Below are 14,951 nucleotides of genomic sequence, written 5' to 3'. Positions count from 1 at the left end.
AAAGCCCGGCGTGACGCCGGGCAAGTGTTCTTCATCGATATACCTACAACCTCTTCATACTGTGCGGGTATAGCGACTCAAATTTGAGTCGAAGTGGGTAAAAGCTATAACGATAGAAAATCTTTCACCTGTTGAAGAACACGTTCTGCAGTGTCTTTATCCGCCATTTCGGCAAAAATGCGTAGCAATGGTTCAGTGCCAGAGAAACGAGCAATAACCCAGCCGCCGTTTTTAAAGTAGACTTTGGCTCCGTCTTCGTAACTGACTTTCTCAATCTCATACTCAAATTGAGGCAACTGTTTCTCAACGTAGATTTTGTTATACAACGACTCTTTTTGTGCGGCTTTAAATTTACAGTCACCTTCTGCGGTGTAGGCGTAACCGTATTTCGCGTAAATTTCCCCCAGTAATTCGGAGAGTTTTTTACCTGTCACGCTGATCATTTCAACCAACAAACTCGATGCAAAAACCCCATCTTTACCTTTGATGTGTCCACGAATGGTTAAACCGCCGGAGCTCTCACCACCAATCAGTGAATCATCCGCTTCCATTTGTGAGCTGATGTGTTTAAAGCCAACGGGGACTTCAAAACTTTTCTCATCGTGGTCAGCGGCAATTTTATCCAGCAGGTGGGTGGTGGCGATATTACGCACCACGGATCCTTTCCAACCCTTATATTCAAGCAGGTAGTAGTAAAGCAGGATCAGTACTTCATTAGGATGGATGAAGTTGCCTTTCTCATCAATAATACCAAGTCGGTCTGCATCGCCATCGGTACCTATCCCAATATCGTAACCTTCTGCGGCCACTAAATGTTTGAGACGATAAAGAGTCGCTGCATTAGGGGAAGGCATTAAACCGCCAAAATCGGGGTTTTTGCCATCATTGATCACATCCACATCGCAGCGGCCATTGATCAGAACCGTCTGCAATGCATTTTTCGCGACGCCAAACATGGGGTCAATCAACACACGCAGGTTGGCTTTTTTGATCGCTTCAATATCGATAAAATTGATGATTGAATCCACAAACTCATTCATTGGATTTATGATGACAATCGATTTATCTTGCAGCGCTTGTTCAAATTCGACGTGTTTTACATCGGCAAGCGTCAGTGACGCGATTTGCTGTTCAATCTTTTGTGTGATCACCTCATCAGCGTCTCGTCCACCTTCAATGAACACTTTAATGCCGTTGTAGTCCGCAGGGTTGTGGGATGCCGTAATACACGCCGAATAGGCGCAATTCATCTCTTTGGCCTTGAACATCACAATAGGGGTGGGAACAAACTTATCGATAAAGCTTACCACCACGCCATTCGCTGCTAAGACTTGCGCAAACCAACGTGCGGCTTTGTCAGAAAGAAAGCGGCGGTCGTAGCCGATAACGAACCCGTTGTTAGCCACATTTTCGTGGTTAATGATGTTGGCAAGTGATTGAGCCACTAGACAGACGTTGTCTTTGGTAAACTCTTCACCAATAAAGGCGCGCCAGCCACCTGTACCAAATTTGATCATAATAAAATCCTTGTGGGACTAATGTTGAGCCTCAGCTCCTTCGCGCTGAGGCTCAAATCGCGTTAACCGAGAATAACCACTACATCGTTGACACTGCCTTGTGCCATGACAGGAATCACGCCTTCTACTGCTTCGCCATTCACTGTGATTGTTTTCACCCCTTTACTGACGGAGTTCGGGTTTTGCACTGTGATGTTGTAAGTCGCGCCGCGCCATTGGCGAGTGACTTCAAAACCAGGCCAATTGGTAGGAATGCATGGGTCGACGACGAGGCCATCAAAACCGACACGAACACCCAAAATGAAGTTGGTGACGGCAAAGTAGGCCCAACCAGACGTACCTGTTAACCATGGATGGTTCGCACGGCCGTGATCTTGGTGATCTCGTCCCATAATGAACTGCACGTATGAGTAAGGTTCGGCAACGCGCTTTTCAATGATGTCGTTTTGGTTATAAGGGTTTAATGCGTCGTAGAACTTCATGGCTCGATCACCACGGCCAAGCTTCGTTTCTGCAACCCATGCCCAAGGGTTTGGATGTGAGAAAATAGCGCCATTTTCTTTAACACCTTGATAAACACGAGTAACGAAACCGATGTCATCATTAGGGGTTGAGAAGGAAGGTGCGTTCAGATGTAGACCGTATTCGGAGAATAGATTCTCATCAACGGCATCCATCGCTTTTTCACCACGCTCTTGCGACACTGCGCCCGATAAGACGGCGAGTGTGTTTGATTCAAGGTGAACTCGACCTTCAGTTTGCTGAGCAGTTCCTATCTTGTCGCCATTTTTCGTTAGGCCACGGATATACCAGCCACCTTCTTCATCCCAAAGGTGAGTTTCACAAGCTTCACGTACGTTCGCCGCCATTTCGGTGTATTTCGCAACGTCCTCTGCATTGTCACGGTATTTTGCAAGGTCAATAAACTCTTGCAGTGCCCAAAAGTGGAGGAAAGAAACCATAGATGATTCGCCACCACCTAAGTTCAAGCAATCGTTCCAGTCAGCGCGTAAGCCTTTGCAGATACCTGTTTGCCCCACGTATTCTGCCGAGAAGTTAAGCGCCGCCTTCATGTGTTCGTAAACCGTTGCATTGCCACCATCGGCGTAAGGGATCACTTCATCAAAGAAGGATGTTTCACCTGTTTCCATCACGTATTTACAGATGGTTGGAACGAGCCAGAGATGATCGTCAGAACACGTATCTTCAATGCCGTGGATCTTATCTTCATCACTTGGTGTTGGTACAACGGTTGGCGATTTTGATGGTTTGACATCCGCTTTTTCTGGATCAAACCAGTCAGGATCAAATAGGTGTAGGCCATAGCCCGCTTTGACTTGACCACGAAGCAGATCAACCAAGCGTTTACGGGTCATCTTCGGGTTTGCGTGCGGTACTGAAATGGCATCTTGCGCCGTATCACGGTAACCAAGGCCAGTACGACCGCCCACTTCAATGAAAGAGGCAAAGCGAGACCACACCACACACGTTTCCGCTTGATAAAGCGTCCAAGTGTTGATCATGGTATCAAGGCCTTCATTCGGTGATTTTACTTGGAATTTCGCACAACGTTCATCCCAATGCGCTTTGATCCCAGCAAAAGCGGCATCGACATTAGCCAAGTCTTGGTACTTAGCACGCAAACGCGCGCCATTGCCTTTACCAATTCCCAAAATATAAGCAAAGCGAACTTCTTCACCCGGTTGGATCACAAATTGTTTGTGCAGCGAACCGCAATGGTTGTAGCAGGTTTGCGCGCTGTTCGAGCAGTGACCACGTTCTACTGCAATGGGATTGGCTTCGTCACGATACAAGCCAAGGAAGGTATCGCGTTGTCCATCATAAGAGTCTGGATCAAACGTCGAGGCTAAGTAGTAAAAGCCTTCGAAATCATTGGTGTTGTAGTAAAGATCGTACTCAATCACACCCGCGTGATAAGCGGTACCTGCAGAGTAAAGCGACATCTGATGGTTTTGGTTATCGGATTGAATGTGACTAAAAGAGAATTCAACAAACGAAAAAGCGCTGATAGTGCGAGTCTCTGTGGAATCGTTTTTAATGACGACATCCCAAATTTCAGCATCTTCGCCTTTCGGTACAAAGAGAGTTTTAGTGGCAGTAATGCCGCTGTATTCACATTTGAATTTGGAGTAAGAGAGGCCGTGGCGGACTTCATACTTCGCTTCTTCTAAGCTTTTTGCTACGGGTTGCCAAGAAATAGACCAATAGTCGCCAGTTGCATCGTCACGTAAGTAAACATAGTGCCCCGGGCGATCAAAAGAAGCGTTCGGGCGAAATTTGGTAACACGGTTATATTCTGGTGAATTGTAAAAAGAGTAACCGCCCGCGTTATGAGAGATCACGGTGCAGAATTTTTCTGTCCCTAAGTAGTTGGTCCAAGGCGCTGGAACGTCAGGGCGTGTGATGACATATTCACGATTGTCGTTATCGAAATAGCCGTATTTCATTGTCATTTCCTTTTAAACAAACTGCGTCTTTTGCAGCCAAAAATTATGCTAGTGAAAACCAAGGAGAGGTAATGCCGACTCCAAGTGTTGTGTTTATTTCCATGGTGCTCGGTAACGGATGCCTTGCTTGTCCAACATAGGCAGATGTCCTTTGAGCCGTGACAGATAATCTTGCCAATCACGATGCACTTTATGGGTCCATCCTGCTTCGGCGAGTGCAGTTAAGCGTGGGTAAATCATGTATTCCATACGCTGTGGGTTATTGATTAATTCACACCATAAAGCGCACTGAATACCGAGAATTCGCTTACGGAGTGGATCGTTTTCGGGCACTTCGGCTAAGGGTTCATAGCGATAGGCTTTTTCTAATGGGGTGACACCAGCCCAGTCAACGCCCGGTTCTTCTGGTGCATAATCTTGAGCAATATCCAGATACGTGTACTGACCGGGTTGTAAAATCACATCAAACCCCTGTTTCGCGCAGTTCAATGCCGCCGCTTCAGAAAGCCAAGAGTAGATAACAGTATCTTTACTGACCTTATTGCCATGATGCGCTTCTTCCCAGCCGACCATGCGTTTGCCAAGCGTACGCAGTTTTTGTTCGGCATAACGTAGTAAGTGTCCTTGTAATTCTTTGGCCTCGGTATAGCCATTATCAGCCATCAGTTGTTGACATTTAGGGCTGTTAATCCAGACCCCATCGGGCACTTCGTCGGCACCAATATGGATAAAGGGGGATGGAAATAGCTCAGAGACTTCTTGCAAGACGATATCTAAGAACTCATACGTTCCTTCAAGGGCGGGGGAGAGGACGTTATCGTTGTAATATTGAATGCTGCGATAGTGTGATTGATCCTCTTCATCGGCCAGCAGATGAGGCAGAGATTTGATCGCGGCGCGGCAATGTCCGGGAACATCAATTTCAGGGATCACTGTGATACCACGCTCTTGAGCGTATGCGATAACCTCTTTGATCTCTTGTTGTGTATAGAAACCACCGTGGCGCTGCGTTAACAAGCTGTATTGAGGTTCGAGCACTTCATCAACCCCTCGCCATGCACCGATGTCGGTGAGTTGTGGCAGTGCTTTAATTTCGATACGCCATCCTTCGTCATCGGTCAAATGCCAATGGAACGTATTGAATTTGTAATGCGCTAATTGGTTAATAAGCCGCTTAACTGTCTCGATTCCATGAAAATGGCGCGCACAGTCGAGCATCATGCCTCGGTACTTAAAGCGTGGCGCATCACTGATTTTGACGCAGGGGACTAACCACGATTGATCTTGAACTTGAATCAACTGCAACAGGGTCGCGCTAGCATACATAAAGCCTTGATGACCACTCGCCTCTAAGCGAATGCCGGTACGATCGACGTTGAGTTGATACGCGCCCTCGTCAAAGGTCGGGTTAGTGCGGTAGATAATATCAGCGCTGCCAATGGGTTTGGGCTGAAAATCAAATATACGGTTGAGTTCCTGTTGTAACCAAGTCGCAGCTTGCTCAGCGCATGTGGATTGCAAGGTAATCTGGCTCGAAGTCGTTAAGGTGCAATGCCCTGTGCCGGATTCAATCTTGTTTGGTAATGGAATGAGGCTGAGGCTCGCGGCTTCTGTTGCGGGTATTTCACTGCGCTCACGATAAGGCGAGGCGAGAGCAATCGGAGTTACGATCACATCATGACGTTCGATCGGTTGCTCACCATTGCATTGAACAAAAGCGTGCTTTACGCCATCAGTGTAAAAATGGAAAGGGGCGGTTTTGATGCTAAATTCACAGTAAAAATGTGAGTTTGCAGCAAGCACGGTCATATCTGGCGTTAATGAGCAGAAACTGCCTATTTGCACTACGTTGCCATGGGTGATGCTGTCTGGCTGAATGAAGCGATCAATCACAAAATGTAACGACCAGTCTTGTAGGTCTTGATCGCTTAAGTTATGGAACGTTAAACCAAAACGGCAAAATTGCTTCTGTTCTGAGAGTACCGCAAAGTCAATTCGATAGCTCATAGTGATTCCTTAATACAAATTATGCTCGGCTTTGCCGGCAAACATAATCGCGCCTTCGATAGCGTCGAATTGAGGTTGAACAATCCACTGTTGTACTGGTGGAGAAAGCCAATACAAGATACGCTCTGCAATGCTACCCATGAGGCAGATCCGCTTGGCTCCTTTGTTATGAAGAGCGACAAGAAACATTTCGATGTCTGCCGCAGTTTGTTTGAGAAGCTCGATCGCCAGCGCATCACCTTGTTGCGCTAGAGAAAAAATAACGGGAGAGAACTGGCCATAGTCGCGTGGGAGTGCGGTTTTTGACCATTCGACAATCTGATCAACATCGTGGTTAAAATGTTGCATCACATGAGCGCTTAATAATGAAGGCTCGCCGATACCATCTGCAATGAGCAACACGCGCTGGATTAGGCGTAACCCCATGATGGCACCGCTGCCTTGATCGGATATGGGAAACTCACGTCCACCGACCACATGCTGCTGCCCTGCGTGTAAAAATAGGCCACAAGAGCCCGTTCCCGCGATCATAATTGCGCCATCGTCGCCATTATGAGCACCAATACAGGCACCGTAAGCATCTGTGTTGAGCGTTAGTGAAGCAAAAGGATGTGTCTGAGACATAAACGCATGCCATGCGGATTTTTGTTCTGCACCAGCCAGAGCAAGACCCACGTGCATCTGAGCAAAATTCTCTTTCGTCAGCCCGCTTTGGTGCGCCGCTTGAGTAATTGCATCAATGATTGCCTGCATGGCAAGTTCCACACCCAATAAAATATTGGCGCTACCGCTTTTCGCTTCACCTAACAGCGCGCCTTGCTCGTTGCGGATGCGTGCGCGACATGATGTGCCACCTCCATCAATACCGACATAATAAAAAGTCATGATTGCCTCTCTAAGTCTGGTGTTGATAAGTGGCAAAACTGGGTTGTGATGGCCAGCAGATACCAAGCACCATGAGGAATCCATTGCTCAGCCCAACGCCAGTTTTGCATCATGTCATCCTTCTGTTTCGCTGGGTTGAAAGCGATATCTTCTTCATCTTCAAAACCGCCTGTAATGCCATTACACACTCCCCCTTTGGCATTAAAAAAGCCTAGGTGGGGGAGGTAGTCTGGATTGTTGCGACCGTGCCCATCGAGCATGCACATATCGTATGGATTTAATCCGACAATCCAGTTCAATGCGTTTTGTGCAAAGGTGGTTAAAGGGGCATGCAGATCCGCGTTGACGAACGCTTGGGCGCGATAAGCCATACACGCGAGCGATCCTAAACGCGCATTTTCGCCTTGCCACCAGTAGCCGGATTCATTGTCGTGAGCGACAAAAAATGCGCAGCGTTTGTCGCCATTCACAGGTTTTACATATTGGCGTGGGTAGCCAAATGGGTTACTGACTTGATGAGTGATGGTGAGCTCAAAGCGGCAAGCATTCTCAATCACTTGAACGACTGATTGTTTGCGGTGTTCTTCTGTTTCAATCTCGAGATATTCGCACAGTGCAATCACTGGTAGCCCAGCTTCGGCGGCGTGATAATAAGGACGAGTGGCATCACTATTGGCTGCCCAATAATGAGCGATGTTAGTGTCGCTGTGTTGATAAGCGCATAACCTTTGTGCCCAAAGACGACACTCAAGTAGATAATTTGCTTGATGAGTTGAGCGGTAGAGCTCAACCGATGCAAGCAGAGCGCAATAGGCATCAATGATGTTTTCTTGACCATCGTCGAGATAGCGCGTGTTATTTTCTTTTAAATGCCAGTAACCATGCTCCGCCGCTGTTAAATAGTGTTCTGAGGTGAAATCACCGTGAACATCTAAACGTGCTGCCACCGCAAGAGCGGCAATCGCAACACCTCCCCCTTGACGAAATCCGGCTTGATAATCGTCAGACTTGTGGCCAGATTGAGTGGCATAGGCGCAGATCTCTCGCTGCTTAATGTCCTTGCTCCATTTGTCAAAGACCGTTGTATAAAAGAACCCCTCGGAGTTTTGCATGCGGATCAGAAAATCAGCACCAAATAACGCCTCTTCCTTAAGGCGAGTGCGAGAAAATGCAGCAAAACTCGAGTGGTGTTCTAGTTGTGCCAATCCCTTTAGCATATTCCAAACCACCATTGGGGTTTGTTGAGGGTTTAAATAGTTGGCGTAAGAAAGGTGACTCAGATACTTACTGACGTCACCGGAAGCGTCGTACCAGCCACCGTGTACATCGGCAGTGGTTGATGTACCAAGCAGTGGTACGAGCTTATCTTGCTGGTCGAAAATGCCACCACAACGTTGTGATTTGAAGTAGTGCAATACATCAGAAAACGTTTTTTTCATCAGTATCCCTTCACCAATTTCAAAAATAGGGGAGTGGGTATTTTCAAAACGCAGGTAATACTGTCCTGAAGTGGTGTATTGAGAAAAGTCGATCGTATAAAAGCTACCTAAATGCCAATGTGCGACTTTAGCTTGTGGTTCAACAACGAAAGTCGACACCGTTTGATGGCTGTTTGCACAAACAAGCAGGGCGATATCGGAAGAAACACGGAGCGTGTTACTCATTAGTATCGCCTGTTTTGGCCCTTGTGGCTCATAACCAATATGGTTAATCAGTAGCAGCATTAAACATCTCCAAGCCAGATCTTTGATTTCTCGTCAGCACTCAACCCGTCGGGGGCGAGTGCTGACTTTGTTTTATATTTTTACCTAAGGCATTGAAACCGATGAGGTTATGTCAGCGGCTTCAATACATTAAGGTGTGCGTTAGTGATTATTCAAATAAGTAACAACGAACAAAGTGGTTATCAGACAACTGAGTCACCGCTGGAAGTTGTTCACGACATTTGTCACTCGCCTGCATGCATCGACCAGCAAAAGGACAGCCTGTTGATACCGGGGTCCAAAGTGGAATTTCGCCTTTGTTCCCTTTGAGCTTCTCGTGTATCGATTTACTAGGATCGGGTACTGCGGAAACCAATAGTTGAGTATATGGGTGCTGAGGATCGTGAATGATCTCTTCGGTATCGCCCCATTCCACCATATGTCCGACGTACATGACGGCTAAGTCTTCGGCGATGTAGCGTGCGGTGGCGATGTCATGCGTGATATAAAGCAGCGACATCTGCTTTTCAAACTTCATCTCTTCCATCAGGTTGAGAACACCCGCACGAATCGACACATCCAACATGGAGGTTGGTTCATCAGCCAGTACCACTTCGGCACCAACCGCGATATTACGCGCTAAGTTGACACGTTGGCGCTGTCCACCAGACAACTGGTGCGGATATTTCTCGGCTGTTTCTTTTGGTGGAATAAGGCCGACTTGTTCCAGTAAATCGTGAACGCGTTCTTCTAACTCTCTCTTATTACCTGACGTCACTTTTTTATGGATAAGCAGTGGACGAGCAATATGATGAAAAATGGTATGAGTTGGGTTGAGTGAGCCAAACGGATCTTGCCATACCATCTGGACGCCTTCGCGATAGTGCATCAGGTCACTGCGTGAAGTGATGTCTAAAATATCGCGTCCTTTGTATTCAATTACACCGGATGTTGGGGCGTACATTTTGGCAATCATTTTAGCGGTCGTTGATTTGCCAGAGCCTGATTCACCCACGACAGCCAAGCCGCGGCTTTTGAACATTTTGAACGATACGTCGTTGATCGCTCGCATCATAGGTTGTTTTAGGGTGTTACTGTTGATTGGAAAATCTTTAACTAGATTTTTCCCCTCAACCAGTAATTCACCGAAATTTTTGCTCATAATTGTCTCCAGAAATTTTGGTAATACAGCTTGTGCTCTACAGTTTCACTTGAGCAATTGGGTCACCGTAAAGGTGGCAACTGGAGAAGCGTCCAAGCTCTATTTGGCGCAAACTCGTTGGAATTTTGGTGCAAGCTTCATGTACGCGATCGCAACGAGCTTGGAAACGACAACCTTGAGGTATATCCAATAAGTTCAACGGGTTACCTGGTATTCCAGTTAACTTCGTTTTAGGGCCTGTCAGTGGAGGGAAAGAACTACCCAGCCCTTTGGTGTAAGGGTGGAAAGGGCTTTCCAGAATCTGTTTAGAAGGAGCCACTTCAATTAATTCACCGGAATACATGATGCCAATCCGATCGGAGAACTCGACCATCAACGACAAATCATGGGTGATGAACAAGATAGAGAAGCCAAACTCTTCTTTCAGCGCATAGATTTTTTGCAATATTTCACGCTGGACAACCACATCAAGTGCCGTAGTAGGCTCATCCATAATGATCATTTTAGGATTGAGCGCGAGAGCAATTGCAATCACCAAGCGTTGACGCATACCCCCAGAGAATTGGTGTGGGTAATCGTTTAAGCGACTTGGGTGAATATCGACAATTTCTAACAAACCTTCAGCGCGGCGTTTAGCTTGTTCACGAGTCATGTTGGTATGGCGCATGATCACGTCACAAAATTGCTCTTCCATCGTCAATACTGGGTTCAAAGCGTTCATCGCACTTTGAAACACCATCGACATTTGGCTCCAGCGAAAGGATTGCATGCGTTCATCGCTGTATTTAATGATATTTTCACCATTAAAAATTACTTCTCCGCCAGTAATAAACGCGGGCGGCTTATGCAGACGCATCAGTGAAAATGCGATAGTTGATTTACCACAGCCAGATTCACCAGCAAGGCCAAATACTTCGCCAGGTGCAATGTCAAAACTGACGTTGCTGCATGCTCGAACATCACCTGCGTCGGTGATGTAGTCAACGCATAGGTTACGGATTGAAATAAGTGGGTTTGTCATGATTATTTATCTCCGCTCCAAAGTGCATTTTGTGGTGGCAGGTCAGGCTGACGCTCTTTCTTGTCTTGCTCTGCGAGTTTTTTCCAACGCTTCATTCCTTTGTGTGAACGCAGTTGTGGGTTGGCAATTTCATCGACCGCAAAGTTCAGTAAAGCCAAACCAGTAACGAGTAGAGTCAAAGCAATACAAGGAGCAAGCAGTTCCCACCAAGCGCCAATCAGCATAGAAGAGGACGTTTGAACGTTGTACAACATGATGCCCCAACTGATGGTGTTTGGATCGCCAAGACCAAGGAAGGAGATAGTGGCTTCCATCATGATGGCGTACATCACTGAACCGATGAAGCTAGCGCCAACGATGGAGATGAGGTTAGGTAGAATCTCAACGAAAATGATGCGCCATGATGATTCACCCAAGACTTCCGCCGCTCTGACAAATTCTTTTTCACGCAGTGCGAGGGTTTGTGAGCGTACGACCCTAGCGCCCCAAGCCCAGGAGGTGCAGCCAATGATGAGTGCAATGGTTAATGGGCCGGCCTCTCCAATAAATGCCGCGACCACGAATAAAAGAGGATATTGCGGTATCACCAGCATGATATTCATAGCGGCGGTTAGAATGTCATCGACCTTACCGCCAAAGTAACCGGCAGAAACACCAATCACAGTCGCAAGAAAACAGACGGTCATTCCTGCGCCAAAACCCACGGCGAGTGAGACTCGTGCGCCATACACCACTTGTGACCAAACATCGCGTCCCATACGAGAGGTGCCTAGCACATGGTCTTCACCTTTTGAGAGTAGTAAGGTACGGCGGTCAGTTGCCAAGTTTTCAGCAATCCAGCCATTCGGATCTGCTTTAGCGGCTTTGACGACGAACGATGGGTACTCGTGTGGATTTCCGGTACGTTTATCTGGCGCATGTTTGGTGATCAGTGGCGCAGCAAGGGCGATGAATAAAAATAGGCCCAAAATAATGACACCGACCATGGCAACGGTATTGCCGCGAATGAGTTTAATGAGATCTTTCATGATTATTTACCTCCCTTGCGTAGGCGAGGGTCTAGTACGACATAAAGCATGTCCGCCAACAGGTTAAAGAACAGCATAAAGAGCGTCATAATCAGTAGCTGCCCTTGCAGAACTTGGTAATCACGAGCGTTGATCGCATTAAATAAAACACTGCCAAGGCCAGGATAGTTAAAGATAATTTCAATGATGAGCTGGCCACCGATAGCCATACCCAAAGACATTGATAGAGCGGTGACACTTGGCAATAAAGCATTACGAGCGGCGTACTGGAAAACCACGCGGTTTTCGCTGAGCCCTTTCCCTTTCGCCATCGTGATGTAGTCTTCAGCGAGCAGGTTAATCATGTTGTTACGCATGTTGACGAGAAACCCACCGATTTGTACTAGAGATGCACAGACAAGAGGCAAGAAAGCGTGGTAAGCCACATCTTTAATAAATGTCCAACTTGTCCAATCTGGCATCGTACCAGCAGTGTAGGCATAACCCGTAGGGAACCATTGCAAGCCGATAGCAAAAGTAAACATAGCGATCATCGCAATAACCACTTGCGGAACGGCTTGTATAACCAACATCCCTGGGGTAATAAACGTATCGTAACGACTGCCTCGTTTCCATGCGGCAAAAATGCCCAGTAGAGAACCGATTGAGAACGAGATCACAACCGCAGTACCCGCTAGAAATAACGACCAACCAAATGCACTACCCAGTAATTCATTGACACTTAACGGATAGAACTTAATCGACGTGCCTAATTCCCAACTTAGAATGCTTTTTAAATAGGTCAAATACTGTACGGGTAACGGACCATCAACGAAACCGAGAAGCTGTTTCATCGCTTCGATTCGTTCTGGCGTTACTTGCGTTGTTGCGTTTGCGAACATCATGGTCACTGGGTCTCCAGGCATGGCTCGCGGAATAATGAAGTTCAATGTTGCTGCAACCAGCAACGCGATAAAATAAAATGACAAACGTCTTAAAAAATAACCCATAACTCACACCTTACTCACCCAGTTTTATCCTGTACCTGGTTTCAGGTCGCTCCTAGCGAAATTTAGAGCGAAAAATCCCCTAACGACGAGCGTTATACATTTGCTAGGTATTTAGGGGATTTTATTTAGCGGCGCACGAAGTACGCCGCAAGGAATGAACTTCTACTTACTTAACTGGTTTTAGGTCCAGTACGTGTAATAGACGCTCAGGGATACCAGCCCAAATGTTTGGACGACCCTTAGGATTTTCTTCGTTCCACCAGCCGCTAAAGCGTGCTGTGTTGTATTGGTACATGTAAGCACCTGACATTACAGGGATGGTCACTTGGTTTTCAGCAATGATTTTCTGAATTCCGTGAGCGATTTCTAGCTGCTCATTTTTATCCGCTGTTTTGTAGAAGCTGTCTAGCAAAGTATCTAGCTTATCGTTTTTGTAGAAGTGCATAGCAAAACGAGGCATACCTTCACCTTTCTGTAGTGCAGAGTTGTATGCACTGTTCCAGTATAGATGTGGGTCCGCACCGTGGAAGTAGTTGGTGTAAGCGACGTCATAAGTACCTTCAAGCATTGCTTGGTTATAAACCGCAAACTCTGGAGTACGAGCACGTGCTTTGATGCCTACTTCGGCAAGCTGTTCAACGGCAAGTTGTACTGTGTTGTTGAAGTCAGTCCAGCCATTTGGTGATTGAACAAGTAGCTCAAAAGATTTACCTGATGGAGTATCAACAAAACCGTCTTTGTTCACGTCTTTGAAGCCCGCTTTAGCAAGCAGTTTTTTCGCGCCTTCAACGTTGTACGTGTTGTAGCCTTTGTACTTATTGTGGATGTTTTCATCAGACCAAGCTTGGAATGCATAACCTAAGCCTGAAGCGAAGTCATTAACGGTACCGCCGCCATAGAAAGCGATATCGATAATAGTTTGACGGTCAAGAGCCATAGAGAATGCGCGACGGAAATCAACGTTGCTTAGCGCTTCATTTTTTACTGCATCTGGGTTTTTGAAGTTAACCATAAATGCTTGTGTGCCTGATGGCGGATACCAGTAGTGGTGGCTAGGGCTTGCAGCGGCATAAGTACGGTCAATATCCGGAACAAATGAAGAGGTCCAATCGAGTTCAGAGTTAACAATTTTACCTAGCAATTGGTCATTGTTTGCAATTTGAGGTACACGCAAACAGTCAACCTCAAGGTTTGCAGCATCCCAGTAATTCGGGTTACGGCATTGGATGTATAGCTGTGGAGTGAAGGTGTCGATTTCAGTAAACGGACCAGTACCTACAGGGTTCTCGTTGGTGAAAGTCGCTGGATCTTTCACATCTTTCCATACATGCTCAGCAACGATAGGAACTAACGAGATTTCATAAGGTACGTTTGAGTTAGCTTCACTTAAACGGAAACGGATTTGGTAGTCGTTCAGTTTTTCTACGCTCGTTACCCACTTGTTGATACCGCGTTGGTCGAGTTCAGGTTTATTTTTCAATAAGCCATAAGAGAACACGACATCATCCGCTGTAAATGCTTGACCATCTGACCATTTAACACCTTTACGGATATCAAAAGTAACACTCATTAGGTCATCAGACATTTTAAAGCCTTCAGCCAAACGCATAACGGGTGTATTACCATGCATTTCGTTGAAGATGACCAGTGGTTCATAGATGAAATCAGTGGTCGTACGTAGGTTTGTTGCTAGATACGGGTTAAAGTTACGTACCATTGTAGGGTAGAAATCAGGTACGATCGTTAGCTCACTGCGTGCGGCTGCTGGAGCTGAAAGGCTCGCTGCGGCGGCGATTACTGCAGCGGCTAGCGCTGTTTTTTTAATATTGGCAAGCATAGCTGTTCCTTACTATTTGCTTTCATTTCACTAATGGATATGAATGTCATCAATTGATAAACACTCTCCAAGGCCTACCTCATTGCGTGTTAACAAACCGGAGGAGTTGGTCAACATGAGTGGCCTGTAGACCTTTGGCAGGAGTAAGAAGACACCTTGGAGAGAAAATTATCAATTTGAATTCCCGTTAAAAACGTCAATTTGTAGAAAGTGATCGTTATAAACGTCAATTTACCATCTTTGGTTTGATTTTTACTCTCATTTAGGTCAGTGATCTGCCTCTCATACTCAATTCGATTAACTTATAGTTGTAAGCGCTCGCTATCTTTTTATC

General features: G+C 46.4%; 10 protein-coding genes. All 10 read right to left on the bottom strand.

The window, feature by feature from the left end:
* Nucleotides 1-104: 104 nt before the first annotated feature.
* Nucleotides 105-1,517, bottom strand: a complete 1,413-nt coding sequence (locus tag AACT18_RS09335) for a phosphoglucomutase/phosphomannomutase family protein (RefSeq protein WP_013857648.1) — start codon at nucleotides 1,515-1,517, stop codon at nucleotides 105-107.
* Nucleotides 1,518-1,579: 62 nt separating this feature from the next.
* The gene (locus tag AACT18_RS09330) at nucleotides 1,580-3,985 is read right to left on the bottom strand and encodes a GH36-type glycosyl hydrolase domain-containing protein (RefSeq protein ID WP_029189900.1); all 2,406 of its coding nucleotides are present in this window, start codon (nucleotides 3,983-3,985) and stop codon (nucleotides 1,580-1,582) included.
* 93 nt (nucleotides 3,986-4,078) lie between these two features.
* Nucleotides 4,079-5,992: a beta-N-acetylhexosaminidase gene (locus AACT18_RS09325; protein ID WP_094125594.1), complete on the bottom strand. Its 1,914-nt coding sequence runs from the start codon at nucleotides 5,990-5,992 to the stop codon at nucleotides 4,079-4,081.
* Between the two features lie 9 nt (nucleotides 5,993-6,001).
* Nucleotides 6,002-6,877, bottom strand: a complete 876-nt coding sequence (locus AACT18_RS09320; RefSeq protein ID WP_064624438.1) for an N-acetylglucosamine kinase — start codon at nucleotides 6,875-6,877, stop codon at nucleotides 6,002-6,004.
* Nucleotides 6,874-8,601: a glycoside hydrolase family 9 protein gene (locus tag AACT18_RS09315; protein ID WP_094124379.1), complete on the bottom strand. Its 1,728-nt coding sequence runs from the start codon at nucleotides 8,599-8,601 to the stop codon at nucleotides 6,874-6,876. Before AACT18_RS09315 ends, AACT18_RS09320 begins: the two co-directional genes overlap by 4 nt.
* Nucleotides 8,602-8,749: 148 nt before the next feature.
* On the bottom strand, nucleotides 8,750-9,742 hold the full coding sequence (locus tag AACT18_RS09310) for an ABC transporter ATP-binding protein (protein ID WP_094124380.1): 993 nt from the start codon (nucleotides 9,740-9,742) through the stop codon (nucleotides 8,750-8,752).
* Nucleotides 9,743-9,779: 37 nt separating this feature from the next.
* On the bottom strand, nucleotides 9,780-10,763 hold the full coding sequence (locus tag AACT18_RS09305; protein WP_013857642.1) for an ABC transporter ATP-binding protein: 984 nt from the start codon (nucleotides 10,761-10,763) through the stop codon (nucleotides 9,780-9,782).
* Between the two features lie 2 nt (nucleotides 10,764-10,765).
* Nucleotides 10,766-11,791, bottom strand: coding sequence for an ABC transporter permease (locus AACT18_RS09300; RefSeq protein ID WP_013857641.1), 1,026 nt, complete (start codon nucleotides 11,789-11,791; stop codon nucleotides 10,766-10,768).
* Between the two features lie 2 nt (nucleotides 11,792-11,793).
* Nucleotides 11,794-12,780, bottom strand: coding sequence for an ABC transporter permease (locus AACT18_RS09295; RefSeq protein ID WP_017043028.1), 987 nt, complete (start codon nucleotides 12,778-12,780; stop codon nucleotides 11,794-11,796).
* A gap of 166 nt (nucleotides 12,781-12,946) precedes the next feature.
* Nucleotides 12,947-14,617, bottom strand: coding sequence for an ABC transporter substrate-binding protein (locus AACT18_RS09290; RefSeq protein ID WP_013857639.1), 1,671 nt, complete (start codon nucleotides 14,615-14,617; stop codon nucleotides 12,947-12,949).
* Between the last annotated feature and the right edge of the window lie 334 nt (nucleotides 14,618-14,951).

The sequence above is a fragment of the Vibrio sp. V04_P4A5T148 genome (assembly GCF_963875605.1).
GTDB classification, from domain to species: Bacteria; Pseudomonadota; Gammaproteobacteria; order Enterobacterales; family Vibrionaceae; genus Vibrio; species Vibrio anguillarum.
The sequence above is the reverse complement of the archived record's forward strand: the minus strand, read 5'-3'. Positions and strand labels throughout refer to the sequence as shown.

What these genes read in the sequence shown, in the direction of transcription:
- AACT18_RS09335 (WP_013857648.1), bottom strand. Translation starts at nt 1,517, where the DNA reads ATGATCAAATTTGGTACAGGTGGCTGGCGCGCCTTTATTGGTGAAGAG.
- AACT18_RS09325 (WP_094125594.1), bottom strand. Translation starts at nt 5,992, where the DNA reads ATGAGCTATCGAATTGACTTTGCGGTACTCTCAGAACAGAAGCAATTT.
- AACT18_RS09320 (WP_064624438.1), bottom strand. Translation starts at nt 6,877, where the DNA reads ATGACTTTTTATTATGTCGGTATTGATGGAGGTGGCACATCATGTCGC.
- AACT18_RS09300 (WP_013857641.1), bottom strand. Translation starts at nt 11,791, where the DNA reads ATGAAAGATCTCATTAAACTCATTCGCGGCAATACCGTTGCCATGGTC.
- AACT18_RS09305 (WP_013857642.1), bottom strand. Translation starts at nt 10,763, where the DNA reads ATGACAAACCCACTTATTTCAATCCGTAACCTATGCGTTGACTACATC.
- AACT18_RS09295 (WP_017043028.1), bottom strand. Translation starts at nt 12,780, where the DNA reads ATGGGTTATTTTTTAAGACGTTTGTCATTTTATTTTATCGCGTTGCTG.
- AACT18_RS09315 (WP_094124379.1), bottom strand. Translation starts at nt 8,601, where the DNA reads ATGCTGCTACTGATTAACCATATTGGTTATGAGCCACAAGGGCCAAAA.
- AACT18_RS09330 (WP_029189900.1), bottom strand. Translation starts at nt 3,985, where the DNA reads ATGAAATACGGCTATTTCGATAACGACAATCGTGAATATGTCATCACA.
- AACT18_RS09290 (WP_013857639.1), bottom strand. Translation starts at nt 14,617, where the DNA reads ATGCTTGCCAATATTAAAAAAACAGCGCTAGCCGCTGCAGTAATCGCC.
- AACT18_RS09310 (WP_094124380.1), bottom strand. Translation starts at nt 9,742, where the DNA reads ATGAGCAAAAATTTCGGTGAATTACTGGTTGAGGGGAAAAATCTAGTT.